This window comes from Amycolatopsis sp. NBC_01480, from assembly GCF_036227205.1.
Lineage (GTDB): Bacteria > Actinomycetota > Actinomycetes > Mycobacteriales > Pseudonocardiaceae > Amycolatopsis.
Map to the genome: position 1 here is coordinate 663,927 of NZ_CP109442.1, position 26,861 is coordinate 690,787.

The 26,861-nt window shown below is 71.4% G+C and carries 28 protein-coding genes; 9 read left to right on the forward strand and 19 right to left on the reverse strand.

Annotation, left to right across the window (positions count from 1 at the left end; all coding sequences use genetic code 11):
• Positions 1-45: 45 nt before the first annotated feature.
• Complete coding sequence (locus OG371_RS03200; RefSeq protein WP_329065359.1) at positions 46-600, reverse strand: GNAT family N-acetyltransferase; 555 nt, start codon at positions 598-600, stop codon at positions 46-48.
• Between the two features lie 92 nt (positions 601-692).
• Here OG371_RS03200 and OG371_RS03205 point away from each other — a divergent pair, with 92 nt between their 5' ends.
• The gene (locus OG371_RS03205) at positions 693-1,643 is read left to right on the forward strand and encodes an NADP-dependent oxidoreductase (RefSeq protein ID WP_329065361.1); all 951 of its coding nucleotides are present in this window, start codon (positions 693-695) and stop codon (positions 1,641-1,643) included.
• Positions 1,644-1,658: 15 nt separating this feature from the next.
• Here the strand turns inward: OG371_RS03205 and OG371_RS03210 are convergent, their stop codons facing one another.
• A complete protein-coding gene (locus OG371_RS03210) occupies positions 1,659-2,219 on the reverse strand; it encodes an ester cyclase (RefSeq protein ID WP_329065363.1) in 561 nt (186 codons plus the stop codon).
• A 122-nt stretch (positions 2,220-2,341) separates the two neighbouring features.
• Between OG371_RS03210 and OG371_RS03215 the strand changes: the two genes are divergently transcribed.
• Positions 2,342-3,016, forward strand: coding sequence for a TetR/AcrR family transcriptional regulator C-terminal domain-containing protein (locus OG371_RS03215; RefSeq protein ID WP_329065365.1), 675 nt, complete (start codon positions 2,342-2,344; stop codon positions 3,014-3,016).
• 139 nt (positions 3,017-3,155) lie between these two features.
• Here OG371_RS03215 and infA read toward each other — a convergent pair whose 3' ends face one another.
• The 3 genes from infA to OG371_RS03230 all read right to left on the reverse strand — a co-directional run bounded on the left by infA (position 3,156) and on the right by OG371_RS03230 (position 5,912).
• A complete protein-coding gene (gene infA, locus OG371_RS03220; protein WP_329065367.1) occupies positions 3,156-3,377 on the reverse strand; it encodes a translation initiation factor IF-1 in 222 nt (73 codons plus the stop codon).
• Between the two features lies 1 nt (position 3,378).
• Complete coding sequence (locus OG371_RS03225) at positions 3,379-4,173, reverse strand: GNAT family N-acetyltransferase (protein ID WP_329065370.1); 795 nt, start codon at positions 4,171-4,173, stop codon at positions 3,379-3,381.
• Positions 4,174-4,382: 209 nt separating this feature from the next.
• On the reverse strand, positions 4,383-5,912 hold the full coding sequence (locus OG371_RS03230) for an FAD-dependent oxidoreductase (protein ID WP_329065372.1): 1,530 nt from the start codon (positions 5,910-5,912) through the stop codon (positions 4,383-4,385).
• A gap of 195 nt (positions 5,913-6,107) precedes the next feature.
• Between OG371_RS03230 and OG371_RS03235 the strand changes: the two genes are divergently transcribed.
• Positions 6,108-6,899, forward strand: coding sequence for a PIG-L family deacetylase (locus OG371_RS03235; RefSeq protein WP_329065374.1), 792 nt, complete (start codon positions 6,108-6,110; stop codon positions 6,897-6,899).
• 418 nt (positions 6,900-7,317) lie between these two features.
• Here the strand turns inward: OG371_RS03235 and OG371_RS03240 are convergent, their stop codons facing one another.
• Entirely contained in the window at positions 7,318-7,716 is a 399-nt protein-coding gene (locus OG371_RS03240) for a RidA family protein (protein WP_329065376.1), read from the reverse strand.
• A 137-nt stretch (positions 7,717-7,853) separates the two neighbouring features.
• Here OG371_RS03240 and mtnA point away from each other — a divergent pair, with 137 nt between their 5' ends.
• On the forward strand, positions 7,854-8,978 hold the full coding sequence (gene mtnA / locus OG371_RS03245; RefSeq protein ID WP_329065378.1) for an S-methyl-5-thioribose-1-phosphate isomerase: 1,125 nt from the start codon (positions 7,854-7,856) through the stop codon (positions 8,976-8,978).
• A 6-nt stretch (positions 8,979-8,984) separates the two neighbouring features.
• Here the strand turns inward: mtnA and OG371_RS03250 are convergent, their stop codons facing one another.
• The 10 genes from OG371_RS03250 to OG371_RS03295 all read right to left on the reverse strand — a co-directional run bounded on the left by OG371_RS03250 (position 8,985) and on the right by OG371_RS03295 (position 18,379).
• Positions 8,985-9,410, reverse strand: coding sequence for a PPOX class F420-dependent oxidoreductase (locus tag OG371_RS03250; RefSeq protein ID WP_329065380.1), 426 nt, complete (start codon positions 9,408-9,410; stop codon positions 8,985-8,987).
• Positions 9,411-9,451: 41 nt separating this feature from the next.
• The gene (locus tag OG371_RS03255; RefSeq protein ID WP_329065382.1) at positions 9,452-10,525 is read right to left on the reverse strand and encodes an MSMEG_0565 family glycosyltransferase; all 1,074 of its coding nucleotides are present in this window, start codon (positions 10,523-10,525) and stop codon (positions 9,452-9,454) included.
• A gap of 1 nt (position 10,526) precedes the next feature.
• The gene (locus OG371_RS03260) at positions 10,527-11,357 is read right to left on the reverse strand and encodes a carbon-nitrogen hydrolase family protein (protein ID WP_329065384.1); all 831 of its coding nucleotides are present in this window, start codon (positions 11,355-11,357) and stop codon (positions 10,527-10,529) included.
• On the reverse strand, positions 11,358-12,188 hold the full coding sequence (locus OG371_RS03265; protein WP_329065387.1) for a carbon-nitrogen hydrolase family protein: 831 nt from the start codon (positions 12,186-12,188) through the stop codon (positions 11,358-11,360).
• Positions 12,185-13,555, reverse strand: a complete 1,371-nt coding sequence (locus OG371_RS03270) for an MSMEG_0567/sll0787 family protein (RefSeq protein WP_329065389.1) — start codon at positions 13,553-13,555, stop codon at positions 12,185-12,187. Before OG371_RS03270 ends, OG371_RS03265 begins: the two co-directional genes overlap by 4 nt.
• A 1-nt stretch (position 13,556) precedes the next feature.
• Complete coding sequence (locus tag OG371_RS03275; RefSeq protein WP_329065391.1) at positions 13,557-14,639, reverse strand: MSMEG_0568 family radical SAM protein; 1,083 nt, start codon at positions 14,637-14,639, stop codon at positions 13,557-13,559.
• A gap of 12 nt (positions 14,640-14,651) precedes the next feature.
• A complete protein-coding gene (locus tag OG371_RS03280; RefSeq protein WP_328603182.1) occupies positions 14,652-15,164 on the reverse strand; it encodes an MSMEG_0572/Sll0783 family nitrogen starvation response protein in 513 nt (170 codons plus the stop codon).
• 3 nt (positions 15,165-15,167) lie between these two features.
• Positions 15,168-16,010, reverse strand: coding sequence for an amidohydrolase family protein (locus tag OG371_RS03285; protein WP_329065396.1), 843 nt, complete (start codon positions 16,008-16,010; stop codon positions 15,168-15,170).
• Positions 16,010-17,332, reverse strand: coding sequence for an MSMEG_0569 family flavin-dependent oxidoreductase (locus tag OG371_RS03290; RefSeq protein ID WP_329065398.1), 1,323 nt, complete (start codon positions 17,330-17,332; stop codon positions 16,010-16,012). Before OG371_RS03290 ends, OG371_RS03285 begins: the two co-directional genes overlap by 1 nt.
• Positions 17,333-17,479: 147 nt before the next feature.
• Complete coding sequence (locus OG371_RS03295; RefSeq protein WP_329065400.1) at positions 17,480-18,379, reverse strand: LysR family transcriptional regulator; 900 nt, start codon at positions 18,377-18,379, stop codon at positions 17,480-17,482.
• Between the two features lie 183 nt (positions 18,380-18,562).
• Here OG371_RS03295 and OG371_RS03300 point away from each other — a divergent pair, with 183 nt between their 5' ends.
• Genes OG371_RS03300 through OG371_RS03310 form a run of 3 tightly spaced genes read left to right on the forward strand, consistent with a single transcriptional unit; the run spans position 18,563 to position 20,828 of the window.
• On the forward strand, positions 18,563-19,171 hold the full coding sequence (locus tag OG371_RS03300) for an NADPH-dependent F420 reductase (protein ID WP_329065402.1): 609 nt from the start codon (positions 18,563-18,565) through the stop codon (positions 19,169-19,171).
• A 30-nt stretch (positions 19,172-19,201) separates the two neighbouring features.
• Positions 19,202-20,131 (forward strand): SDR family oxidoreductase, encoded by a 930-nt coding sequence (locus OG371_RS03305; RefSeq protein ID WP_329065405.1) that lies wholly within the window; start codon positions 19,202-19,204, stop codon positions 20,129-20,131.
• 37 nt (positions 20,132-20,168) lie between these two features.
• A complete protein-coding gene (locus OG371_RS03310) occupies positions 20,169-20,828 on the forward strand; it encodes an NADPH-dependent F420 reductase (RefSeq protein WP_329065407.1) in 660 nt (219 codons plus the stop codon).
• A gap of 47 nt (positions 20,829-20,875) precedes the next feature.
• On the opposite strand, the gene OG371_RS03315 is transcribed toward OG371_RS03310, so the two are convergent.
• Together OG371_RS03315 and OG371_RS03320 are read right to left on the reverse strand one after the other, a co-directional pair.
• Positions 20,876-21,091, reverse strand: a complete 216-nt coding sequence (locus OG371_RS03315; protein ID WP_329065409.1) for a ferredoxin — start codon at positions 21,089-21,091, stop codon at positions 20,876-20,878.
• A gap of 4 nt (positions 21,092-21,095) precedes the next feature.
• Positions 21,096-22,286: a cytochrome P450 gene (locus OG371_RS03320; protein WP_329065411.1), complete on the reverse strand. Its 1,191-nt coding sequence runs from the start codon at positions 22,284-22,286 to the stop codon at positions 21,096-21,098.
• Positions 22,287-22,520: 234 nt separating this feature from the next.
• On the opposite strand from OG371_RS03320, the gene OG371_RS03325 reads away from it, so the two are divergent.
• Together OG371_RS03325 and OG371_RS03330 are read left to right on the forward strand one after the other, a co-directional pair.
• Positions 22,521-23,093, forward strand: a complete 573-nt coding sequence (locus tag OG371_RS03325; RefSeq protein ID WP_329065413.1) for a TetR/AcrR family transcriptional regulator — start codon at positions 22,521-22,523, stop codon at positions 23,091-23,093.
• A 41-nt stretch (positions 23,094-23,134) separates the two neighbouring features.
• Positions 23,135-24,052 (forward strand): aminoglycoside phosphotransferase family protein, encoded by a 918-nt coding sequence (locus tag OG371_RS03330; RefSeq protein WP_329065415.1) that lies wholly within the window; start codon positions 23,135-23,137, stop codon positions 24,050-24,052.
• Here OG371_RS03330 and OG371_RS03335 read toward each other — a convergent pair.
• Positions 24,049-26,856, reverse strand: a complete 2,808-nt coding sequence (locus tag OG371_RS03335; protein ID WP_329065417.1) for an FAD-binding and (Fe-S)-binding domain-containing protein — start codon at positions 26,854-26,856, stop codon at positions 24,049-24,051. The two genes, OG371_RS03330 and OG371_RS03335, sit on opposite strands and share 4 nt — an antisense overlap.
• Positions 26,857-26,861: the final 5 nt, after the last annotated feature.

Consider the following 26,861-nt stretch of genomic DNA (forward strand, 5'->3'; position numbering starts at 1 on the left):
CCGGCCGCCGGGTACCGAATTTCGGCGCCCGACTCCAGCATCGAGTCAGTGCTGCCCCGACGGCTCGCCCGGGGACCACACGCCGAACCACTGCTCGGCGTCGTACTCCTCGAACCGTTCCACCTCGGTGAACCCCAGCTTGGCCGCGAGGCGCATCGAACGGTCGTTGGCGGTCTGGGTGCAGAGCACCACCGGCTCACCCGGAACCGCGGCGGCGAACCAGCCGAGGACCGCCGCGCACGCCTCGGCCGCGTACCCGAGCCCCCACGTCTCCGGTTGGAACAGGTAGCCGAGTTCGGCCTCCCCCGCGTCCGGGCCGAGGTGGCCCGGGCGCTCGGCGTCGCGCCGGTCGAGCGTGACCACGCCGATCATCGCCCCGTCGAGGTCGGCCACGAACAGGCCAGGGCGCCGCCGGGGCGTCTCAGGCATCGCGCGCTCGAACTCGGCGCGCGGCCGGGGACCGCCGATGTAAGTGCCGACTTCCGGCGAGGTGAACAGCTCGATGATCACCGCGCGGTCCCGCGCCTCGGGCTCACGCAGCACGAGCCGCTCGGTCCGGATCGGGCCGGGCGGCCAAGCGACAGCACCAAGGTCAGCCACGCCCGCAGGCTACCAATGGCTGGACGCCGCCGGTCGGGATCCGGCGACCGTGGTAGTCAGTGGATGATCGTCTTTCCAAGGAGGCAAGAGCTGTGCGAGTCATCGGCCTGACCGAATTCGGCGGACCCGAGGTGCTGCGGGTGATCGAGCTGCCCGATCCCGTGCCGGGCCGCGGTGAGGTGCGCGTGCGGGTGCGCGCGGCCTCGGTCAACCCCACCGACACGCTGTTCCGTTCCGGCACCACGAGCGCGCGGTTCAACGGCCGCCCCGGGCCGTACGTGCCGGGGATGGACGCGGCGGGCGTGGTCGACGCGATCGGGCCGGACACCGACACCCCGCTCCGGCCGGGGGACGCGGTGATCACGATCGTCCGCCCGTACGAGCCGCGCGGCGGTGCGTACGCCGAGCTGGTCGTGGTGCCCGCCGCGTCGGTGGTGCCGATTCCGTCCGATGTGGACTTCCCGGCCGCGTCGACGCTGCTGATGAACGCGCTCACCGCCCGCATGGGGCTGGACCTGCTCGCCGTCCCCACCGGTGGCACCGTCGCGGTGACCGGCGCGGCCGGCGCCTTCGGCGGATATGCCGTGCAGCTGGCCAAGAGCGACGGCCTGCGCGTGCTGGCCGACGCGTCACCGGCCGACACCGAGCTGGTCACGAGCCTGGGCGCCGACGAGGTCGTGCCGCGCGGTGACGACGTCGCCGAGCGATTCCGCGCGCTCGCGCCCGGCGGGGTCGACGGCGTGCTCGACGGGGCGATGCTGCACGAGCTGGTCGTCCCGGCCATCCGGGACGGCGGCGGGATCGCCGTCATCCGCGGCTGGGACGGCCCGGCCGGCCGCGGGATCGGGGTGCACCCGATCTGGGTCAACGAGGGCGCCACCGACCATGCCCGCCTGCTCCGGCTGCGGGACCAGGCCGAAGCGGGCGAACTGACCCTGCGCGTGGCCGGGGTGCTGCCCGCCGCCGAGGCGGCCAAGGCACACCGTCGGCTGGCCGAGGGCGGGCTGCGCGGCCGGCTGGTGCTGGACTTCACCGCCGTTTAGCGGCTCTTTCACCGCTCAGACGGAGAGATCCGGCGGGGTCGTGTCGAGCAGGCGCGGATCGGGCTGTTCGCCGGACATGGCCAGCAGCCCGATCACCGCGCGGCCGAGGGTGAGCAGGTCGCGGGGATTCTTCTTGTCCAGGCCGCCGATGAGCTGCTTGAGCACCGTCAGCTGGTCGAAGTAGATGCGCTCGGTGACGAGGTTTTCGTTCTCGTCGAAGAGGAAGTAAGCCGTCATCCTGGTGCGGTGCCTGGCTTTCGTCGGCGGGATCTTGCCGAGGTAGCCCAGGTGGGTGCCCAGCAGCCAGAACTCCACGATCACGGCGTCGTGGCTGTGCCGGAGCGCGATGATCTCGTGGTCCTGGTCGGGGAAGGCGACGCGGGTGTCGTGGTAGTAGCCCCGCACCTCGCCGTCGCCGTCGTGGACGGTCATCGACGCGATCAGCTCGTAGTGCGGGTGCGGGAACGTCGACAGGGTCTGGTCCCAGTCCTGCCGGACCTCGTCGGTGAAGTGGTCGAGGACCAGCTTCTGCCGGGCCCGCAGGACTTCCTCGGACGGAAAAGTGAAGGTGGACAAGGGCTCTCCCCGATCAGGCGTAAACAGGAAACCTACGCTGTAGGAATATGCGGACGACTGTATCCCTACGGTGTAGGATTTGTCTACCGCGGCCACCGGGAAGCGGAGCAAGGGAGGCGCACATGGCCGACGGCAAGCCGCGGCGCGGTCGCCCGGCGGGCGGGAAACCGGTCCTCACGAGGGAGCGCATCGTCACCGAGGCGCTGATGATGGTCGAGCAGGAAGGCCTCGACGCGGTCACCATGCGGGGGCTCGCCCGGCGGCTGGGCGTCGACGCGATGAGCCTGTACCACCACGTCGACAACCGGGAAACGCTGCTCAACCGGATCACCGAACTCGTGCTCGCCGGCATAGAGTTGCCGCCCGGCACCGGCTCGTTCCGCGACGACGTGCACGCGATGGCCCAGGCGTTCCGCCGCGTCGCACTCCGGCACCCGCACAGCGCGCCACTGGTGCTCACCCGTCAGCTCGGGTCGTTCGCGGCGCTGGCCCCGGTCGAGGCGGTGCTGTCCATCCTGCGCGACGCGGGTTTTCCGCCTGGTTCCGCCGTGCACGCCACGCGTTCGGTGCTGGCCTTCGTGATCGGCAGCCTGCTGCGCGAGGTCTCCGCGGGCCCCACCTTCAGCGGCGACGACCTGGGTGGCGTCGAACGGCGCCTGGCCGAACTGCGGGCCTCCGGCCTGCCCCACGTCGTCGAGGCGGCGCCGGACCTGGCCGTCTGCGATCACGAGGAAGAGTTCGAATTCGGGCTCGACCTGCTGATCGTGGCGTTGGAGCGGCAACTGCAGCGGTCGTGATCGCACTCCCCCGATGTCACGTTCTTCGCCCGGGCGGTGTCCTGGAGGGGTGTTCGCCAGTCGGCGGTATCCGGAAGGGACGACCGGATACCGCCGACCTGGATGCGGCCCGCGCGTTCGCCGAAAGGCTGCGCGACAGCTAGTTCCGGTACCGGAACAAGATCCGGCCGCGGGTGAGGTCGTACGGGCTCAGCTCCACCAGCACCCGGTCATACGGCAGGATCTTGATGTAGTTCCGCCGGATCTTCCCGCTGATGTGCGCGAGGACCTTGTGCCCGTTCTCCAATTCCACCCGGAAAGTGGCGTTGCGCAGGCATTCGACGACGGTGCCTTCGATTTCGATGGCCGATGTGGTTGCCATGTCAGCGAAGCTCCATTTCCAGGCTGCTGCCCGCGCGCCGGGCGCCGACACTTTCGAACAGCGCCACGGCCGCCGCGTTGGATTCGTTCACGTCGGCCGAAGCCTCGGGATGGCCGGAACGGTGCAGTGAGCCCAAAACCCCGGCCAGCAGCGCACGGGCGATGCCCCGGCGGCGCAGGTCGGTGCGGACGGCGATCAGCCTGATGCGCGGCTGCCGCAACGGAACCAGGCGCAGCAGGCCTACGTATCGCTCGTCCTGTGCCGCCACCGCGTACTTCGACGTGTCGAACGCCGTGGCGCCGTCCGGGCGGACCAGCACCTCGGCCGGCATCTCCTGCCAGCCGACGGTGGCCTCGACCTCGTCGCGGATCACGCGGTCCACCGCGCGCAACGGGCCTTCTTGCGCTTCGCCGACGCCCAGCACCTTCACGCCCGGGGGTGGCAGCACCGAGCCGAGCCCCGTGACCGCGGGGTCGGTCGGCACGAGGTACTCCCACTCGCGGCGCCGGGTCGTGAAGCCGGCTCGCTCCCATTGGGACGTCAAGTCGACATCGGCCTCGTCGACCACCGTGTACAGCGGCTTGGGCAGATCAGGCAGCATCGCCTCGGCGAGCTGGTCGAAAACCGGGCGGTGCCACGCGTCGATGCTGACGAAGACCCGCCCGTCGGGCCGGTGTGTGGCCTCGCCGCGGCCGACCACGCGGTCGTCCTCCAGCGCGTGCCAATGCCGCTCCGCGACCCGGGTGATCAGCACGGCGTGCTCGCCCGTGCCGGCAGAGAAATGCAGAGATTCCATGGGATGACGCCTTTCACCGATTGCCTGTTCGAGGCGCTCCCGGCGACAGCTACGTCAATCGCCCGACCGTGACGGCGACAGGGAGCACCCATGCAGATGCAGCGTTCATGGGTCTCACCTCCTCGCACGATGTCACGGTCCCCGGCACGGTAGCGGGCCTCACGGCCTCCCGCCAAACCCTTTTCCGGACGCCCCCGTGACGGCCCGGTTCAGCGGGCCGCCGCCTCCTCCGGCGCGCCGAACCACTCGGTGAGTGCCTCTCGCAACGAGGGTCCGGCGGGCTCGCCAATCGTTGCGGCCCAAGCGATGTGGGCGTCCGGTCGGATCAGGAGGGCCTCGGCGGTCCGGTCGTCGGTCTTGGCGGTCCGGATGTCGACGCGATGCCGCCAGCCCTCGGCGGCATCGAGGATTTCGGGCCGCCCGGCGAGGTCCAGCAGGACGGGACGGGCGGGGTGCATGAGTTCCGCGACGGTGGTCGTCCCCTGGTCGGTGTGCAGGGTGAGGTCGGGTGCGAAAGTCCCCGCCAGTGCGTGGGAGCCGGAGGCCGGGTAACGGATGTCGGCGCCGGCGATCAGGGCGGCCATGCGGCGCGCCGCCTGTTCGTCGGCGACCAGTTCCTGGAAGACCCGCCGGAGCGCGTCGGCGGCCTCGTCCTGCCCGCGCCGCAACGCGACCTGCGCCCGGGTGTGCAGCAGCGTTCGCTCGGCGGCGCTTCGGCGTTCCTGGTCGTAGGTGTCCAGCAGGCCGTCCGGCGCCCAGCCGTGCAGCTCGGCGGCCAGCTTCCAGGACAGGTTGACCGCGTCGAGCAAACCGGCGTTGAGCGCGACGCCGGTGGCGGGGAACTGGTGCGCCGCGTCGCCGGCCAGCAGGACCCGCCCGTCTCGGTACCGTTCGGCCTGACGGGCCTGGAAGGTGTAGCGCGACAAGCGATTCGGCTCGCCGAGGGGAAGGTCCGCGCCGAGCACGCGGCGGATGCTGTCCCCCAGTTCGGCCAGGGTCATCGGCACTTCGTCGTCGTACTCGGCCGACTCGTCCTCGGTGGTCTGGATCATCAGCCCGCCGACGGCCAGCCACCCGAAGGCGAACACCCCGCGGTCCGTCCGGGTGAAGCCCGCGGCGAGCCGGCCGATCCCGGGGACGTCGAGGTCGCCGTTGTCGAGGCGGGTCACCGAATCGGGCAAGGTGAGCTGGCCCAGCCGGTTGACCTCCGGGTACGTGGTGCCGGGGAACCCGATGCCGGCGGCGGCGCGGACCCGGCTGTGCGCACCGTCGCAGCCGACCAGGTAGCGAGCGGTCACCTGGTACGGCCCGTCCGGGCCGCGCACCTCGACGGTGACCGCGGCGTCGTCCTGGCTCACCCCGGTGACCTCGTGGCCGCGGCGGACCTCGACGCCAAGCTCGCTCGCGCGTTCCCCCAGGACCCGCTCGAGCCGTGGCTGCGGGATCCCGATGCCCCGCAGCGGGGAGCCGGCCAGGTTCGACAGATCCACGTGCACCCCGCCGAACGGCACCGCGAACCCCTGGCGGGCGGGATGTGTGCCGGCCGCTTCGACGCGGTCCAGCAGGCCGCGGTAGCGCAGCAGGTCCAGGATCTGCCCGCCGAGCCCGTTGGCCCGGGCGGTCTCCCGGATCTCCGGCCGGCGTTCCAGCACCAGCGGCCGCAGCCCGGCCAGGCTCAGCTCGGTGGCCAGCATCAGCCCGACCGGCCCGCCACCCACGACGATCACGTCGACGTCCATCACGCTCCCGTTTCCCCAGGTTCCGGCTTCGGTGGGCGATCTTGCACCATCGGCCGGGTCTTGCCGCAAGCCCTGGGGTGCGCTATAAGTTGAGAGTGGGAAGGGGCTTGGTGCTCCTTCCTTTTGTCGTCTCTTGTGGACGGCAGGGTGTCGTGGCGGCGGTTTTTGTCGGTGGGTGCCGGTACCTTCGGGGGCATGGCAACACTGGTGACTTTCCACGCCCATCCGGACGACGAGTGCATCGTCACGGGCGGCGTGATGCGCAAGGCCGCCGACGAGGGGCACCGCGTCGTGCTCGTCGTGGCGACGCGGGGCGAGGTGGGCGAAGTGCCCGAAGGCTTCCTCAACGAGGGTGAAGAGCTGTGGGAGCGGCGCGTCCGGGAGGCGCACGCCGCGGCGGAGGTGCTCGGCGTGAAGCGCCTGGAGTTCCTCGGCTACCGCGACTCGGGAATGATGGGCGAGCCGACGAACGACGCGCCGGGCACGTTCTGGACCGCCCCCGTGGAGGAGGCCGCCGAGCGGCTGGCCGCGATCCTGCGCGAGGAGTCCGCCGACGTGCTCACGGTCTACGACGACTACGGCAACTACGGCCACCCGGACCACATCCAGGTCCACCGCGTCGGCATGCGCGCCGCCGAACTGACCGGTGTCAAGCGCGTCTACCAGGCCACCGCGAACCGCGACTACATGCGCCGCGGCTTCGAGGAAGCCGTCAAACGAGGCGACCTCCCCGCCGACGCCCTCCCAGACCCGGACGACCAGCGAATGGGCAAGCCCGAGTCCGAACTCACCGCCGCCGTCGACGTCACGGCCTACCTGGACACCAAACGCGCCGCAATGCGCGCCCACCCCAGCCAGATCAGCGAGGACTCGTTCTTCCTGGCCATGCCGGACGAGGGCTTCCGGTTCGCCTTCGGCACGGAGTGGTTCATCCGCGAGGGCCAAGGCCCGGGCATCACGGAGACAGACCTGATGGCCGGTTTGTGACGGCGCCCGGTACCGCCCTTGTGACCGGGGTGGGCCGCCGGGCCGGGCTGGCACGGCCGGGTTGGCGCAGCCGGGCTGGCACGGGCGGGCTGGGGCTGGGGCTGGGCTGGTTGACCAACCGGGGCTGGGCCGGCGCGCTCCGAGGTTGGGCTGGCGCGGCCCGGGGCTGGGCTGGCTGGTTAGCGCAGCCGAGGTGGGCGGGCGCAGCCCGAGGCGAACTGGCGTGGGACTGGCGCAGCCCGGCGTGGACTGGGTTGGTGCGGCCAAGGGTCGCCGACCGGCTGGAGCGCGCTGACCGGCCCGGCTGGGGGGGTCGGCTAAGTGCCTCGGGGGGTTGGGCGGCAACGGGTTTCGTTCCGGCCGCGCGTGAGCGAGAGCTTCAGGCGAGCGGGGCTGCAGCCGCTAGTGAGCAGCAGCCTCAGTCGAGCGCGGCGGTCACGTCCAGTTCCACCAGCTGTCCCGGATACCCAAGCTGCGCGACTCCCAGCAAGGTGCTCGCCGTGGTGAACGCGGCGGCGATCTCGGAGGTGGTGAAGCGTTCCCAGACTGCTGACAGGGTGGCGCGGTCGGACGTGACCACGTAGACGACCGTGCGCACCACGTCGTCCGGGTTGGCACCGGCTGCGGTGAGAGCGGTGGCCGTGTTGGCGACGACCTGGTCCACTTGCGCGAGTACGTCTCCGGGCACCACGGTGGCGTCCACTACCAACGGGCACTGACCGGCCAAGTACACGGCGCGGCGTGCCTCAGCTGTGGTCACATGGTGGTAGCCGGGGGTCGCGTGCAGGGCGGGCGGGTTCTGCCGGTGAATCGTCACCACCGGCATCCTGGCTGAACGGCAAGGGCCGAACCACCGAATAACCGAGCCGCCCAGCCCGCGGGCCAGACCGCCTTACCGGGCCAGCCTGACCAATCAGGCCACCAAGCCGGACGTTCAAGGGAACGGAGGGGACCATGCGCCGCACAGTCGACTGGGTCGACGGCACCATCGAGATCATCGACCAGGTCGCGTTGCCCGGCGAGTACCGCATGCTGCGGCTGCGGACCGTCGACGAGCTGATCGACGCTATCCGGCGGTTAGCCGTGCGTGGGGCGCCCGCGTTGGGTGGGGCGGGCGCGCTCGGAGTGGCGCTCGCAGCCTTCGCGGGTCGGGACGCCCGGGCCGGAACCACGCACACAACTGCGATCCGAGCGGAAGCCGCACGCGCGGCCGACGTCCGGGCAGAGGCCACTCCCCCAGCCGAAGCCACGAGCACAGCCGACGTCCGGGCCGAAGCCACGAGCACAGCCGACGTCCGAGCCGAGGCCAAGCGGATTGCCGAGGCGCGGCCCACCGCGGTCAACCTCAGCTGGGGCGTCACCCGCGCGCTGGCGAAGCTCGACGACGGGCCCGAAGCCGTGCTCGCCGAGGCGTTGGCTGTGCTGGACGAGGATGAGCGACTCAACCGCGCCGCGTCCGCGCATGCGGCGGAAGTGGTGCTCGGCGCTACCCGACGGCGGCCGTTGCGGTTGCTCAGTCACTGCAACGCCGGGCATCTCGCCACGGTCGGGTGGGGCACTGCGCTGGGCGTCGTCTGGCATTTACATGAGCGGGGGCTGGTGGAGTCGGTGCTGGTCGACGAGACGCGGCCGCTGTTGCAAGGCGCGCGGCTCACCGCGTGGGAGCTCGCCCAGGCCGGAGTGCCCTACCGCATCCAGCCGGACAGTGCGGCCGCCGCCGCGATGGCACTCGGGCTGGTCGACTGCGTGCTCGTCGGCGCCGACCGCATCACCGCGAACGGCGACGTCGCCAACAAGATCGGCACCTACGGCCTCGCCATCGCCGCCGCGCATCACGGGGTGCCGTTCGTGGTTGTCGCGCCGTCGTCCACTGTGGACGAATCGCTGGCCACCGGTGCGGACATCACGATCGAGGAGCGCGCGGCGGACGAGCTGACCGACTTCGGCGGGCTTCGGGTGGCTCCCGACGGCGCCGCTGTGTTCAACCCAGCCTTCGATGTCACGCCCGCTGCCCTGATCACCGCGGTCGTCACCGAGCACGGTGTTCGCACGCCATCAGCCGACGGAGCACGCGTGTGACCAGCTTCAGGAAGACGCCACGCCGTGGACCGCTCGCCGCGATTCGTACCAAGTGTCACCGACCGGCTCGCCGGCCAGGTTCCAGCTCCAGGACACAGCGGGCGTGATCCGCGTGTAGACGCCCGGCCCGACCATGCCCACCCGGTCGACCGGGGGCTCGGCGCGGCCGTAGACCCGAATCCCCCTGGCAATAAACGGGTTCAGCGACACGAGGTCGTCGATCACCAGGGACACTTGATCCTGGCCGGACTCGATGTTGCGGAACTTGCGGGTGCCGAGGACCGATGCGCCGGAGCCGCCGACCCAGAAGAACGTCCCGTCGAACTCGAAGGCCAGCGGGACCACGTCGGGCTGGCCATCCGGGCCGACGGTCGCCACCCGGGCCAGTGGCTGCGAACGCAGGTAGGCGACCTCTTCGTCAGTGAACGACACACGCATCCCCTCTCGACAAACGGCGGTGCAGCAGCACCGGCTCAGGGTAAGCGCCCAGCACCCACCAGCGAACGATAGAAACCCCGATGCGCCTCAGCCGCCGCCGACCACGTGTACCGGCGCGCCAAAACCCGCCCCGCCTCAAGATCTTCCGAACCCGACGAAAGCGCCAGTCGCAGGGCGTCCGCGAACTCGGCCGGCGTCGAGGCGAAGCGGGCGACGCCGTCGAAAACCTCGCGCAGCACGGGCAGGTCGCGCGTCACCACGGGGACTCCGGCGGCCAGCGCCTCCATCGCGGCCAGGCCGAAGCCCTCCTTCGTCGACGGGAAGGCGAACACGGCCGCCGAGCGCATCAGCGACGGCAGCTCGTCATGCGGGACCGGGCCGAGCACCACCGGATCCACCCCCAGCTCAGCGGCGCGTTTTTCCCACTGTGTCCGGTAATCCCGGTAGTCGAACAGGGTCTCGCCGCCCGCAACGACCAGGCGCAGGTCCGGCTCGTCCAGCCGGGCGAACGCCTCCAGCAGGTCCAGCGAGCCCTTCCGCGGCTCGATCCCGCCCACGGCCAGCACATAACGCCCCAGCCGCGCGCGCCAGTCGCCATAAGGAGCCGAAGAGAACCGCGAAGCATCAACGCCGTTGGGAATCACCGTGGCCCGGATCCCCCAGCCCGCCTCGACCTCCACGGCCACCGAAGCCGAAACACAAACGTGCGCGAACGGCCGGACGATCGCCCGCTCGTGACACGCCGCCAGCTCCGGCGTGGTGAACGTGTCGAGGTGGTGCACCGTCCGCACGCAGCGGTCCACGGCGTTGGCCGAGATGCAGTCCTGCGCGTGCACGATGTCGTACTCATCCGGCGTGAAAGCCGCCCGCAGCACCGAAATCGACCGCAGGATGCGCGCACCCACCGTCTCGTCCGCGACGTCCGGGAACGGCACGATCGACAGCCGCACGCGCGGGTCCACCGGCCGGAAGAAGCCGCTGTCGCCGCCGCGGCCCAGCGTCCACACGGTGACGTCCTCGCCGAGCGCGGCCAGCGCCTCCGCCAGCGCCAGGGTGTGGACGACCCCGCCACGCGGTTTCGTCGAGTAGCTCAGCAAAGCGATCCGCATGTCAGGCCTCCCGGTAAACCGCGGGTTTGCGCTCCCCCAGGTGGTGCAGCACGCGCCGGGCGTTCGCGAGCTCCTGCGCCACGTCCAGCTCGGCCACCGCGATGCCCGCCTTCGACCAGGTGCGCGCCAGGATCTCGCCGCCCGGCCCGACCACCTTCGCCTGGCCGAGGAACCGCATCCCGCCCATCGCGCCGGTCTGGTTGGACGAGGCCAGCACCACCTGGTTCTCCGCCGCCCGCGCCTGGTCGTACAGGTCGAACAGCCGCGACTGCCGGTCCTGAGTCATCCGCGGCGCGCGGTTGGTGATGCTGGTCGGCCAGGCCGACAGGCAGGCGACGATCTCCGCGCCGTCCACCGCGAGCGAGCGCGCCGACTCGGGGAACGTCTTGTCGTAGTCGATCAGCATGCCGACCCGGCCCACCGGCGTGTCGAACGCGGTGAAGGAGTCACCGGCCTCGTACGCGACGCTCTCCCCCGGCGGCTGGTGCACCTTCCGGTGCCGCCCCAGCACACCGTCGCCGGTCACGCAGGCCGCCGCGTTGTAGCGCCGCGGCCCGTCGGCCTCGCAGTAGCCGACGCAGACGGTCATCTCCGCGGCGAGCGACTGGATCGTCTTGAGCTCCGGGCCGTCCGGGTCGAGCGCGGGCGGCAGCGCCTCGGGGTCCGGATGCCGCAGGTCGGCGAGGTAGCCGCCGAGCGCCGCGTCCGGCAGCACCAGCAGGGCCGCGCCGGACTGGCGGGCGTGGTCGATCAGCGTCGCGATGCGCTGCACGTCGAACTCGAGGTCGCGGCCGAAGTGCGCGGCCACGGCGGCGATCCGGATCTGCCCCATTCACGCGACACTATCCGGGTACGCGCTGGGCCGTCGGTCGGCCAGGTGCGCCATGGACCGGCGCGCCGTGGCCAGGGCCCGCTCGACGTCCAGCTCGGCGATCGCCATCCCCTCGCCGACGCCGGTGTCGGCCAGCACGTCGCCGCCCGGGTCGACCACCTTGGCGCTCGCGACGAACCGCAGGTCGCCGAAGGTGCCCGACTGGTTCGCCGAGAGCCAGACGATCTGGTTCTCCAGCGCGCGGGCCCGGTCGAACAGGTCGAACCGGCGCTTCCAGCGGTCCTCGGCCAGGTCCGCGCTGGGGTTGGTGCGGCTGCCCGGCCAGGCGGACATGCAGATCCCGATCTGCGCGCCGTCGAGCGCGAGCGCCCGCGCCGATTCGGGGAACGCCTTGTCGTAGCAGATCATCATGCCGAGCCGGCCCACCGGCGTGTCGAACGCGGCAAACCCTTGCCCGGCACCGTAACTGGCGTTCTCCGACAGCGGCTGGTGCACCTTGCGGTGGTGGCCGAGCACGCCGTCGCCGCTGACGCAGACGGCCGAGTTGTAGCGGCGGTCCCCGTCGCGCTCGCAGTAGCCCGCGGTCACCACCAGGTCGCCGGCGATCGCGGCGAGCCGCCGGATCTCCGGGCCGCCGGGGTCCAGCGCGGGCGGCCCCTCGGCCCCGCCGTCGAGGTTCACCAGGTAGCCGCCCAGCGCCGCCTCGGGCAGCGCCAGCAGTCCCACCCCCTCGGAGCGGGCCTCGGCGACCAGCTTCTCGATCCGGGCGAAGTCGCCTTCGACGTCCCGGTCGAACGGGGCCGCCGCCGCGGCCATCCGCAACACGCTCATGACTCTCCCAATCCGGTGACCCCGCCGGTGACGGCCGGGGTCAGCTCACCGTCCGGCCAGCGCAGCTGCACGCCGGAGCCGGGCACCAGCTCGCCGCAGGCCGCGGTCACCGCCCCGTGCGCCGGGGCGGGCGCGCCCGCGGTCAGCATCGCGAACCCCGGGAAGCAGGTGAACCAGTCGCCCACCGTCGCGCCGTCCGGGCGGGGCACGCTCGCGACGTCCAGCACCGCGCCGCAGCCCGAGGCCTCCGCGAGCATGCCGAGCGAGCCGGCGATCCCGGCCATGGACACGTCCTTCGCCGCCGCGGGCCGGGCCCGCGCCACCGCGCCCAGCTGGTCCCGCAATTCCGGCGGACGCCGGCCGCTCGTGGAGTCCCACTGCCGGCCGGTGTAGCCGGGACGCCAATTTCCGCTCAGGTCGGCGGTGAGCCAGACCTGTTGTCCGGCAACACCTCCGCCACCAGGCACCGGGTGCTCGGTCCGGCCCAGCGCGGTGACCGACAGCGAAGCGGGCACGCCGAACTGCGTGTGCCCGCCCAGCACCGGCACGCCGTACGCGGTGCTCGCGCGCTTCAGTCCGGAAAGGACCCGCGAGGCGAACGACGCGTCACGCGCGCCGAGTGCGTCCAGCAGCCCGACGGGTTCGGCGCCCATCGCGGCCAGGTCGTTCACGTTGACCAGCACCGAGCACCAGCCCGCCCACTCCGGGTCGCGCTCGACCATCGACGGGATGATCGCGTCGCATGCCGCCACGAGGTCGCTGCCCGGCACGGGCACGCCGTCGTCGCCGACGAAGCCCGGCACGCCGGTGAGCCCGTGCAGCAGCGGGCCCAGCGCGCTCTTGGCCGAGCGGGCCAGCGCGGCGATCCGGTCGATCGGCCAGCGCATCAGCATGTGGTCCGTGCCCGCGACGGTGACCGGGCGGACGGACGACCAGCCGATCCGGCTGAACATCCGCTCGTTGCACGCCTGCACGGTCGCCTCGAACCGCAGCGCGCCTTCCGACTCGGCCCGTGCGCAGGCCGCTCGCACCAGCGCCGTCCCGGTGCCGTGCGGGCTGCCCGGCGCGACGACCAGCCGGCCGCCCTGCCACCAGCCCAGGTCCGGCCCGTCGTCGACCGGGCCGAGCCGGACGCCGCCGAGCACGGTGCCCGCGGCGTCCCGCGCGAGCAGGACCACCGTGCGCGGGTCCGTGTCGCGATCGTCCAGGTCGTGCCGGTCGAACAGGCCCTGCCGGTCGACGAACGCGTCGTGCCGCAGCGCGTGGTACTCCGTCAGTCCATTGTGGTCAGCCGGCTCGACGCGGAAACCGGGCCGCGCGGCGACGCTGCGGACATCGCCCAGCAGCGCGAGGATGTCGTGGTCCATCTCAGCCTCCCGCCGCGCTCAGCACACTGCACGCACCACAGGCCGCACAGCCCGCGCCCTGATCGGCGCCGGTCATCCCGGCCGCGCGCAGCAGCGTCGCGACCCGCCCGGTCACGTCCCGTACCAGCGAGGTGGACGGCGCCACCGCCCCGTCCCGCCGGGCCAGCGTGCCGAGCATCGGCCGCATCGGCACCACAAACGGGTACACGCCCCGCTCGATCAGCCGGGCGGCGCCCGCGACCAGCTCGTCCGGGTCCTCCCCGAGCCCGATCAGCAGGTACGTCGACACGTGGTTGCGGCCGAACACGCGCACGGCCTCGTCCCAGGCCGCCTCGTACTCGGCCATCGGCACGGTCGACTTGCCCGGCATCCAGCGCCGCCGGACGTCCTCGTCCAGCGACTCCACGTGGATGCCGATCGCCGTCGCGCCCGCTTCTTTCAGGTCGGTGAGCACGCCGAGCTCGCCCGGCGGCTCGATCTGCACCTGGATCGGCAGGCCCGGCACCGCCGCCAGCACCGCGCGCACACAGCGGACGAGGTGCCGCGCGCCGCGGTCCGGGCCGGAGGTGGTGCCGGTGGTCAGCACCATCTGCTTGACGCCGTCGAGCCGCACCGCCGCCTCCGCCACCTCGGCGAGCTGCGCCGGGGTCTTGGCGGCGACGGTGGACTCGGCGCGCAGCGACTCCTCGATGGTGCAGAACCGGCAGCGCTGGTCCTCGCCGTACCGGATGCAGGTCTGCACGACCGTGCTGGCGAGCACGTCCTTTCCGTGCAGCAGCGCGATCTTCCGGTATGGCACACCATCGTTTGTGGACATATCGTAGAACTTCGGCCGTGACACCGGTTCCACGGACAGCCCGAGGTCGAGCGGGCCGCGGAAGATCCGCCCGTCCCGCACGGAGTACGGGCTGGTGTCGTTCAGCGGCAGGGCGGCGTTGGCACCGTCGACGACCAGGTGCCCGTCGTCGCTCGGCCCGGCGCCCTTGCTGCGCCGCACGGGTGCGTCCATGCGCACCCCGCGGACGGCGATGTCGGCGCGGGTGTCCAGATCGGTTTCAAGGTCGTCTCGGGTGCCGACGCGCACAGGCCCGCCCTCCTAGAACATGTACGTGGAGTTGATGATCGCGCCCTTGCGCGCGTAGTGGATCAGCGCGTCCTGCACGTCGAGCGGGTGCGTCGGGATGACGCCCTCGATGAGGTCTTCTTCACGGGCGCCGTGCAGTGAAAGGCCGAAGCGGCAGCAGAACACCTTGCCGCCCTCGCCGATGAACGTCTTGAGCTGGTCGTTGATGTTCATCTCGCCCGGGAACGCGGCGTTGCCGGTGGTCGGGAAACCGCGCGTGGCCAGGCAGTTCAGCGAGCCGGGGCCGTAGAAGTAGATCGCGGTCTCGAAGCCCTTCCGCAGCGCGCGGGTGGCCTGCAGGATCGCCACGAAGCTCACCGAAGACTCGTGCGCGATGCCGTGCACCAGGGTGAAGTAGGTTTCCCCGTTCTCCGCCTGGTAGTCCGGGAAGACCTTGGTCCCGCCGTAGAGGTTCGAGCCCTGCGGCAGCGACGGGTGGGGGATCTCGTCGAGGCTGGTCTTCTCGGTGTCGGTCAGCTCTGCCATCGGTCATTTCCCTTTCTTCGGTCCGTAAAGCACTTCGAACGTGCTCCGGAAAACATGGCCGGCCAGCTCGCCGTCGCCGACCACCGCGGTCAGCTTGGCGAGTTCGCCGGAGTGGTCGCCCCACGGCTCGTCGGAGGCGAAGAGCACGCGGTCGTGCCCGATCCCGCGCCGGGAGATCTCCTCGGCGAGCCAGCGCGGGGTGAAGCCGATCGCCCAGGAAAGGTCGGTGTAGACCTGTTTCCCGGCGGCGATCCAGTCGAAGAACCGGCCTCCGACGAGTTTGATGTGCCCGCTCATGCCCCCGCCGAAGTGCACGAGGTGCAGCTTCACCTCGCTCGCGTACGCCTCGACGAGCTTGCCCACCTCATCGATGTCCGACGCGGCGCCGGGCGAGGTGTGCACGTGGACGACGAGGTCGTTTTCCCGTGCGGTGGCGAAGATCCGGTCCAGCTGCGGTTTGCAGGCCGGGTCGCTCGCGCGGCCGCCGAGCAGGAAGCTCAGCTTGAGCGCCCGCACGCCGGGCTCACCGGCGAGCTTCAACGCCTCGTCGGTCAGCGCGGCGTCCTCGGGCCGCGGCGAAACCCACAGCGCGGCGACGATCCGGTCGTCCTTCCCGGCCGCTTCGACGCACAACTCGTTGAAGGAGAAGGCAACCGCCGGGTCGGGCACCCCGTAGTTCGGGATCACCAGCGCCCGTTCGGTGCGCTCGCGGTCCAGGTCGGCCAGCAGCTCGCCGATCGTCGCGCGCGAGCCGATGGCCGGCGCGACCGGCGGGCCGCCGTAGAACGGGTACGCGGGCAGCACCCCGAGGTGGCGGTGCGCGTCGGTGATCCAGCCGCCGGCCATCACGCCACCGTCCTCGGTGCGACCCAGTCCTCGTCGCGGGGATAGGTGGCGACGGGCGTGCCGGAGATCCAGCGGACGTCGGCCGCGCGCTCCCCCGCGAGGATGCGCCGGGCCAGGTACTCCGCGTCCGCGGCGACGCCGCAGAACCGGCCGGAGCCCCAGGTGTGCTGCCACGGCAGGCCGAGGAAGAACAGGCCGGGGCAGCTCGTGACGCCGCGGCGGTGCGTCGGGTAGCCCTTGCCGTCGAACACCGGGACGTCGATCCAGCGATGGTCCCGGCCGTAACCGGTGCTCCAGACGACGGCGGAAATCCTTGCCGCGTCAAGGGTTCGCGGTCCTTCCGGCGGTGACCACACCGGGACGTAACGGGCTTCCTGCGGCGCGTCCACGCCTTGGGCGGCGATGTACTGGTCGATCGAGTCCTTGATGCCCTCGGACACCGCGTCGGCACCGTCGAGATTGCGGCGCAGGTCGTCGGCGAAGGCCAGCTCGCCCCGGCGGACGTCGCTCAGCCGGCCGTAGAGCTGCATCCCGTCACGGGCGAAGGCACGCAGGTCGAGGTCGTGCCCGCCGTCGCGGCCGGTGACGTAATGGTTGGCGCGGAAGCGAACCGCGTCCGCGTCGGCGAACTCCTCGATGCCGCGGGCGTAGTAGCCCATGTCGTCCAGCCAGGCCACTACGTCGCGACCGCGGTACCGGCGCGCGACCCGCGGCGCGGACCCGACCGCGAGGTGCACCCGCCGTCCGGCCAGGTGCAGGTCCTCCGCGATCTGGCAGCCGGACTGCCCGGTGCCGACCACGAGGACCTCGCCCTCGGGCAGCTGCACCGGGTTGCGGTACTCCGAGGAGTGCAGCTGCACGACGTCGTCCGGCAGCCGCTCGGCCAAGCGCGGGGTCAGCGGCACCTGGTACGGGCCGGTGGCCAGCACCACGTGGTCGGCGGTCAGCTCACCCGCGCTGGTGGTGAGCCGGAAACCGCCGCCCGGCAGCTGCCGCAGCCGGGTCGCCTCGACGCCTTCGACCAGGGGCACGTCGAACGAGCGCACGTATTCCTCGAGGTACGCGACGATCTCGTCCCGCACCATGAAGCCCTCGGGATCCTCGCCCTGATAGGGGAACCCGGGCAGCCGGCATTGCCAATTGGGGGTCACCAGGCAGAAGCTGTCCCAGCGGCGGGCACGCCATTCGTGCCCGGCGCGCTCGCGTTCGAGCACCAGGTGCCCGACCCCGGCTTCGGTCAGGCAGCGGGACATCGAGAGCCCCGCCTGGCCGCCGCCGACCACGATCACCGGCCGGTGCAGGCCGTCGAGCTGGAATTTCATGGGATTCAGTGCACCGGCGGATGATGTCCGATCCGTTTCATCCGGAACACCGGCGTGTTACCAGACTCGCCCTGGGTAACGCTTGGCCACACCCTGCGTTAACACCGGTTCCCTTGCCAGGGACCAAAAAGGAGCCTTTCGGCCAGCTCAGCGGTCCTTCGGAGCAGTCGCGGCCGGATCGTGGATCCCGCAATCGGCGGTGATCTCGGCCGTCGCTTGCGCCGCGGCGAAGAAGGCCTCGGCCAGCGGCGAGGTGCGCGACGCCGCCATCGCGAGGCACACCTGGTCGGGCGCGAGTTCCGGGACGGGCACGTAGCTGATGTCCGGACGTGAGTAGAAGACCGTCTCCGAACGAGCCACGAACGAAATGCCCCGGCCGGCCGCGACGTGCTCGAGCTTCTCCTCCACGCCGCGCACCCGGAGCCCGGGGTCGGGCAGCGGGCGCCGGGTCGGGTGCGTGTCCGGGCCGGCGTGCCAGACCAGCGGCTCACCGGCCAGGTCGGCCTCGGTGACCTCCTCCTTGCCGGCCAGCCGGTGGCCGGCGGGCAGCACCACCAGCAGCGGCTCGGTGTACAGCGGGGTGACGCGCAGGCCGGTCTCGTCGATGGGCAGCCGCACATAACCGACGTCGATCCGGCCGTCGAGCAGCATCGGGGCCTGGTCGTCCCATTCGGTCCGCTGCACGTCCAGGACCACGTCCGGATGCCGGACCTCGAACGCCCGGGCCGCCGGGATGACCGGGATGCCCGTCCGGAACCCGACTGCCAGCCGCCGGCTGCCGCGCGCGGCCACGGTCACGCGGCGGCGGACCGCGTCCGCGGAGGCGAGCAGCGGACCGGTGTCGGACAGCAGCTGCCGGCCGGCGTCGGTCAGCGCCACGCCGTGGCTGTCGCGGGTGAACAGCGCGGCGCCGAGATCCTGTTCCAGCGCCCGGATCTGCCGGCTGAGCACCGGCTGCGCGATGTGCAGCTCTTCGGCGGCCCGGCCGAAATGCAGCCTTTCGGCGACGGCGAGGAAGTAGCGCAGTTTGCGCAGGTCCAGATCCATGGAGCCTCCCGGTCCGGCGATGCCTTCAGGGTATCACCACTACTGAAAGAAGTCTTGGACAGTTACTCCGGTCAATGGTTGGCTGAATAACATCAGGACTTGAGGACAGGGCGCAAAACGGAAATGCTTCCTGGAATTCGTCGAGCCCTTCGTATTATTCCAATCCAGAAATCAGGAATACCCATGAGCAGCGTCAGCATTATCGGGCTGGGAACGATGGCCCGCACTCTGGCCGCCCGGGCACTCGCCGGCGGCAACGCCGTCGAGGTCATCGGCCGCGACCCGGCCAAAACCGGGGAAGTGGCCGCCGCGCTCGGCGCCACGGCCGGCGCCGTCCCCACCGGGGACATCGTCATCCTCGCCGTGCCGTACGCCGGCGCCGGGCCGGTCGTCGCCCAATTCGGCGACGCGCTGGCCGGCAAGATCGTCATCGACATCGCCAACCCCGTCACCCCCGACCTCAAGGGCCTGGCCACCCCCGACGGCAGTTCCGCCGCGCAGGAGATCGCCAAGGCGGTCCCGGCGAGCACGCCCGTGGTGAAGGCGTTCAACACCGTCTTCGGGCACGTCCTGACGCCGGGCCGCACGCTGGACGTGCTCCTGGCCGGCGACGACACGCGGGCCAAGACCAGCGTGTCGGCGTTTATCAAGAGCCTCGGGCTGCGCCCGCTGGACGTCGGCGGCCTGGAAATGGCGCGGTGGCTGGAAGGAACGGGCCTGCTGATGATCAGCCTGGCCGGCCACGGCGTCGGGAGCTTCGACTTCTCGCTCGGCATCGACCTTCTCGGCTGAGCACCACTTCACTCAAGAAGGAGCAGCAGCGTGCGCGTTTTCGTCACTGGCGGGACCGGCCATTCCGGTTCACACATCATCCCCGAGCTGATCGCCGCCGGGCACGAGGTGACCGGGCTGGCCCGGTCGGACGCGTCCGCGGCGGCGCTGTCCGCGCTCGGCGCGAAGGTGCGGCGCGGCGACATCGAGGATCTCGACGGGCTCAAGGAGGCGGCCGCGGATTCCGACGGCGTCATCCACGTCGCGCACCGGCAAGACCTGCTTCCCACCGGCGGGATCGACGCCGTGGCCGCCGCGGAGGTCCCGATCATGCTCGCGTACGGCGATGCGCTCGCGGGCACCGGAAAGCCGCTGGTCGTGGCCGGGAGCATCGGCTCGCCCGGGAACCTAGGCCGGCCGGCGACCGAGGCGGACCCGGCCCTGTCCGCCGGCGCCGAGCACCGGGGCACCCTGCGGGCCCGCAACGTCGTGGAGACCACCGTCATCGGCCTCGCCGAGCGGGGAGTGCGGTCTTCGGTCGTGCGGATCGCCAACATCGCGCACAGCACCACCGATCGGGCCGGCTTTCTCGTGCAGCTGATCGCGCTCGCGAAGGAGAAGGGCTTCGCCGGCTACCCCGGAGACGGCGCGAACCAGTGGAACGCCGTGCACATCCGCGATGTCGCGTCCTTGTTCCGCCTGGCGCTGGAGAAGGGGCCGGCCGGCCGGTACTGGCACGCGGTCGGGGACGGGGGCATCCCGCTCCGCGAGATCGCCGAGGCCATCGGCAGCCGGCTGGGCCTGCCCGTCGTGAGCATTCCCGCGGACGAGCTGATGGTGCCGGGCTATTTCGGCTTCCTCGCGAACATCGTCACGCGGAATTACCCGGCGGACAATCTCGAGACCCGCCGGACGCTCGGCTGGGAACCCGTTCAGCCCGGCCTGCTCGCCGATTTGGACAACGGCCATTACTTCGATTGACAAAAATTCCCGAGGGGACGCGAAGAATAGGACAACGGTGGGATTCATCGGCAGCGGAGCCATCGGCACCACCATCGCGCGGCTCGCCGTCGAGGCCGGGCACCAGGTCGTGCTCAGTAACTCGCGCGGCCCCGAAACGCTCGCGGGCACGGTCGCGGAACTGGGGCCGCGGGCGTCCGCGGCGACAAGCCGGGAGGCCGCGGCGGCCGGTGACCTCGTTGTGGTCACGGTGCCGGTCAAGGTCTTCCCCGACTTGCCTGCCGGGCCGCCGGCCGGGAAGACGGTCATCGACACCTGCAACTACGGCCCCGAACGTGACGGGCAGATCCCCGAGCTCGACAGCCAGTCGCTCACCTCGAGCGAACTGCTGGAGCGGTACCTCCCGGGCGCCCTGGTCGTGAAGGCGTTCAACAACATCTTCTTCAAGCACCTGCGGTCACTCGCCCGCCCGGCGGGTGCGGCCGACCGCTCGTACCTGCCGATCGCCGGGGACGCCGCGCCGGCGAAGGCGGCAGTGACCGAGTTCCTCGAAGCCATCGGGTACGGCGTCGTGGACGCGGGATCCCTGGCCGGCAGCTGGCGGCAGGCGACGGGCACGCCGGTCTGGGGAACCCCGTACGGGCCTTACTCGAACGAAAAGGGCCAGCCAGCCGCCGAGGACGCCATCCGCGCAGCGCTGGCCGCCGCCACGCGGTAGCCGATCCCCCGCAACTCCCTGAATCCCAGGGAGTTGCGGGGATCAGGCTACGGGCGGGGGCCGACGACCTCCTTGCCCGCGCTGACCGTGATCGCCATCGCCGGGCAGGAGTCCGCGGCGTCGAGCACCGTCTCGTCCGGCTCGACGGTTTCGGCGCGAGCGCGCGCGGTGGCGCCCTCCAGCTCGAAGACCTCGGGCATCAGCGACGCGCACATCCCGGAACCGATGCAGGTGTGCTCGTCGACCTCGACGTGCCAAGCCATCGTGTCACCATCCGATCGGCATCGACCGCGCTCCGCGGACGAGCATCTGGGTTTTCCACACGATATCGCCTGCCACGTGCAAGCCCGGCATTTCCCGGGTGAGCGCGCGCAGCGCCTCCTGGAGCTCCAGCCGGGCGAGCGGCGCGCCGAGGCAGTGGTGCACGCCGTGGCCGAAGCCGAGGTGGTGGTTGTCCTCGCGGGCGAGCACCAGCCCCTCGGCGTCGGTGAACTGGAGCCGGTCGCGGTTCGCCGCGCCCATCGCGACCAGCACCGGCTCGCCTTCCCGCACCAGCACGTCGCCGACCTGGACGTCCTCGGTGGCGTACCGGGCGAACCCGGCGCCGGCGCCGAGCGGCACGAACCGCAGCAGCTCCTCGACGGCCGACGGGATCAGCTCGGGCTCGGCGCACAGCCGCGCCCACTGCCCGGGCTCGTCCAGCAGCGCGTACACGAAGTTCGGGATCTGGCTCGCCGTGGTCTCGTGCCCGGCCACCAGGATGCCGACGCACATGTCCACCAGCTCCAGCTCACTGAGCCGGTCCTTTTCGTCGCGCGCGGAGATGAGCGCGGACATCAGGTCGTCCTGCGGCTGGGCTCGGTGCTCCGCGATCAGCCCGGCCATGTACGCGCGCAGCTCCTCGCGGTTGCGCTCGGCCTCCTCCGCGGTGAGCCCGCTGGTGGTCAGCGCCGCGTCGCTCCACACGCGGAAGCGCGGCCGGTCGGCGGTCGGGACGCCGAGCAGCTCGCAGATCACCGCGACCGGGATCGGCAACGCGTAGAGGTCGACCAGGTCGGCCGGCTGCCCGGCGGCCTTCATGTCCTCGATCAGGCCCTGGGCCAGCTCGGCCACCCGCGGGCGCAGCAGCTCGACGCGGCGCATGGTGAACGCCTTCGCCACCAGCGTGCGCAGCCGGGTGTGGTCCGGCGGGTCCATCATCAGGATGCCGCCGGTGCGCCGGTGCTCGGCCATCCGCGGCTCGTCCTTCTGCTCGGCCATCGCGCGGGAGAACCGGCGGTCGCCCAGTACCAGGCGGGCGTCGGCGTACCTCGTGGCCAGCCAGGAGTCCTGGCCGTGCGGCATGCGGACCCGGACCATGCCCTCGGCCTCGCGGGCGGCCGCGTAGGCCTCGTTGAGGGCCAGGCCCTCTTCCTCGTTGAACGGGTAGGCGAGCGGTTCGGTGGATGTGGTGGTCATGCGGAGAACTCCCGATCTGCTGGAAAGTCCGGTTTGTAAGCGCCTGCTTACAAAGCTACCGATGGTGACGCACCGCGTCAATGCGCACACGGTCCGCACGCCGGTTAACGTGCCCGCTAGTTACTAACCCGACTACAGCTACGGCGGAACCAAGTCACTACGAGCGGATCGCCGGCGGCCGCGTCTCCGCCTACTTCCGGTCGGCTTAGTAACCTCGTCGCGGACGGAGGCGGTATGACCGGAGAACAGCAGGCCCGCAAGCGGGACGCCGCGGCGACGAAGGCCGCGCTGCTGGACGCGGCCGAGGAGTTGTTCGCCGAGCGGGGCTTCGACCGCACGACCGTGCGGGACATCGCGAAGCGCGCGGGCGCGAACCAGGCGCTGCTGTTCCGCTACTTCGGGTCCAAGGAGTCCCTGTTCGGCATCGTGATGGCCCGGGGCGGGCTGGCCAAACTGGAGACGACCCCGCCGGAGCAGCTCTTCGAAACGACGTTGCGCACGCTGCTCGAACCACCCCGCGACGGCAGCCCCCGCCGTTCCCTTGAGACCTACCTGCGCTCGACCGGCAGCAGCGGCGCCGCCACCACGATGCGCGAGCACGTCGGCGAGGAGTACGCCCGGGTGCTGGCCACCCTCACCGACCAGCCGGACGCGGAACTGCGCGCGGACCTCGTCCTGGCGTGGATGCTGGGCATCGGCCTGGTCCGCTCGGTGACCGGCAAGGAGCCACTGGCCAGCGCCGGCGCCGAGGACATCGTCCGGCTGATCCGGCCGGCTGTGCAGACTCTGCTGGAGCGCAACGGATAATCCCGTTGGCAGGCCTCGGCCGCAGCCCTAACGTCCCGGGCATGACTCCGTTTCCGCCGACCGCGTTCGACCGGCTGACCCGCGCCGAGCTGCTCCCCCCGGTGCGCACGCTGCTGGCCTCGCTCGGCGTCCGCGGCGAGCCGGAGCCGTTCGCCGACGGTTCGCTGCCGGTGTACGCGGTGGGTGACTTGGTGCTGAAGCTGTTCCCGCCCGTCCACCTCGGCGAACTGCGGACCGAGCGCACGATGCTCGAGGTCCTGCACGGACGCCTGCCCATCCCGACCCCGCGCGTCGTCCAGGCCGGAGAGTACGACGGCTGGGGTTACGTGCTGATGGAACGGCTGCCCGGCGTCACGCTCAAGGAGGCTTGGCCACATCTGTCCACGGAGGACAAAGCCGCGCTCGCCCCGCGGCTTGGCGAGGCGCTGGCCGCACTGCACGGCCTGGACGACCCCGCTTTGGCGGTTCTCGGCCCTTGCGACTGGCGCGCTTTCCTTACCGGGCAACGAGATCAGGCTGTCGACCACCATGCCGCCACGAAGCTGGACTCGCATTGGCTGGCGCAGATCCCGGCGTTCCTGGACACGGTGGACCTCGGCGAGCCCGCGACCGTCCCGCTGCACACCGAGTTCATGCGCGACCATCTGATGGTCATGCCCGGCAGCTGGGAAGTCACCGGCCTGTTCGACTTCGAGCCCGCGATGCGTGGCGCCGCGGAGTACGAGTTCGTGGCCGTGGGCCTGTTCGTCTCCGGCGGCGACGCGGATTTCCTGCGCCGCCTGCTCCTGGCGTACGGCTACCGCCCGGCGGACCTCGGCGAGGACTTCGCGCGCCGGTGCCTGGCGTATGCGCTGCTGCATGTGTACAGCAACTTCCGCTGGTACCTCGACGTCCTGCCTGCCCCACCCGAGCCGACGCTGGACGCACTCGCCACGACCTGGTGGGGCACCGCGGGCTAGCGGTGCAAGGGACGACCCAACCCGCGCCGCAGCAACTCGGCCAAGTGCACCGCACGGCGGCCTGACTCCTGCTCGATCTGCGTACGGCAACTGAACCCGTCCGACAACACCACCGCGGAGTCCGCCACCGCACGCAGGGCAGGCAACATCCGATCCTCAGCAACAGCCTTCGACACCTCGTAGTGCCCCCGCTCGAACCCGAAGTTGCCCGCCAGCCCGCAGCAACCCGCGTCCAGCGTCGTGTTTCGGACCCCCGCCGCGGTCATCGCGGCCTCGTCCGCGGCGAAGCCGAGTACGGCGTGCTGGTGGCAGTGCACCTGCGTGACCGTCTCGACGTCCAGCGACGCTTCGAGCGGCTTCGGCGCGTCGGCCAGCAACTCGGCGAAAGTCCGGGTACGCGAGGCCAGCAACTCAGCCGTCGCGTCGCCCGGAAGCAGCGCGGCCAGGTCGCCGCGGAACAGGGCAGTACAGCTGGGCTCCAGGCCCGCGACCTCGTAACCGGCTTCGAGGTACGGCCGCAGCACCTCGAGCGTCCGCCGCAGCACCCGCTTGGCCATGTCCAGCTGACCGGTCGAGACCCACGTCAGTCCACAACAGACACCGCGGTCCGGCAGCACCACGTCGTAACCCGCGGCGGTGAGCACCTCCGTGGCGGCGTCGAGCACGTCCGGGGTCAGGTAGTTGTTGAACGAGTCCGGCCACAGCACCACCGGCCGCGGCCCGCTCGCCCACCGTCGCAAGTCCTTGCGCGCACGAGTGAACGGCACCGTCGCGAACTCCGGCAACGCCCGTTCCACAGCGATCCCGCCAACCCGCTTCAGCGCGGCGGCGGCCCAACGCCGACGTGAGAAGAAGTTCGCCACCCGCGGCGCGAGCGCGGCGCCGCGCAGCCACAGCGGCAGCCAGCCCATCGAGTAGTGCGACGCCGGACGCACGCGGCCGCGGTAGTGCTGGTGCAGGAACTCCGCCTTGTAGGTGGCCATGTCGACGTCCACCGGGCAGTCCGACAGACATCCCTTGCAGGACAAGCACAAATCGAGCGCCTCGGCGACCTCACCCGAGCGCCAGCCGTCCTTGATCACCTCACCGTTGACCATTTCGGCGAGCAGGTGCGCGCGCCCGCGGGTGGAGTGCTGCTCCTCGCGGGTGGCGCGGTAGCTCGGGCACATCACGCCGCCACCGCTGGTGTTGCGGCACTTGCCGACGCCGACGCAGCGGCGCATCGCCTGCCCGAAGCTGCCCTGGTCCTCGGGGTAACCGAGCACGGTCACGTCCTCGAGCGCCAGCGGCGCGCGCCGCACCCGCAGGTCGGCGTCCACCGGCCGCGGGTCGACCAGGATACCCGGGTTCATCCGGCCGTCGGGGTCGAAGATCGCCTTGAACCGGCCGAACAAGGCCATCATTTCCGGGCTGTACATCCGCGACAGCAGCTCGGACCGCGCCTGCCCGTCGCCGTGCTCGCCGGAAAGCGAGCCGCCGTGCGCCGCGACGAGGTCGGCCGCCTCCTCGACGAAACCGCGGAAATCCGCGATGCCGGGCGACGACAGCAGGTCGAAGTCGAGGCGCAGGTGCAGGCAGCCCTCGCCGTAGTGGCCGTAGACCACGCTCTGACGGCCGTACCGGGCCATCAATTCCTTGAAACCACGCAGGTACGAGCCCAGCCGCTCGGGCGGCACCGCCGCGTCTTCCCAGCCGGGCCAGGCTTCCGAGCCGTCCGCGAGGCGCGTGGCCAGGCCCGCGCCCTCTTCGCGGATACGCCACAGCCGCCGTTGCGCCGCCGGGTCGTCGAGCACTACCGAGCCGGTCACCACCGACTCCAGCGCAGCCGCCAGCTCACGCGCCCGCGCGGCGGCTTCGGCCGGCGACTCCCCCGACAGCTCGACGAACAGCCAAGCGCCACCCGGCGGCAGGCCGTCCGCGCGGCCGGGCTCCAGCAGTGCGACGAGCTGCGCGTCCACCCCCTCGACGGTCAGCGGCGACCACGGCAGGATCGCCGGCACCGCGTCGGCCGCCGCGATGTCCGAGGCGAAACCGAGCACGGCCAGCACCCGATGCTTCGGCAGCTCGGCCAGCGCGACGGTCGCCTCCAGCACCGTCACGCAGGTGCCCTCGCTGCCGACCAGCGCCTTCGCGACGTCGAAACCGTTCTCCGGCAACAGGTGCTCCAGGCCATAGCCGGAAACCCGGCGCGGCCAGGTCGAAAGCTCCTTGCGCAGCAACGCAAGATTGTCACGCACCATCGCGCGCAGCTCCGTGAACACCCGGCCCTCGGTGCCGGGCCGCGCCGCACGATCGTCCACTTCGGACGGTTTCATGGGGCCGACGGTGAGCCGCGTGCCGTCGTAGAGCAGCACGTCCAGCTCACGCACCACGTCGACGGTCCGGCCCCAGGCCACGGAGTGCGAGCCGCAGGCGTTGTTCCCGATCATGCCGCCGAGGGTGCACCGGCTGTGCGTGGACGGGTCGGGCCCGAACCGCAGGCCGTGCAGCGCGGCGAGCGCCTGCAAATCATCGAGCACGGTGCCGGGCGCGACCCGCGCGAGCCGGGCGTCGGGGTCGAGCCAGCGGACGCCATGCACGTGCCGCGAGGTGTCCACGACGATGCCCGGGCCGCACGAGTTGCCCGCGACGCTCGTGCCGCCGCCCCGCGCCACCACCGGCGCGCCCCGCTCACGCGCCGCCGCCACCGCGGCGACCACGTCGTCCACCGTCTCCGGTAACACCACGCCGAGCGGCACGTGGCGGTAGTTGGACGCGTCGGTGGTGTACAGCGCGAGCGTGGCGGCGTCGGTGAGGATCTCCACGCCCC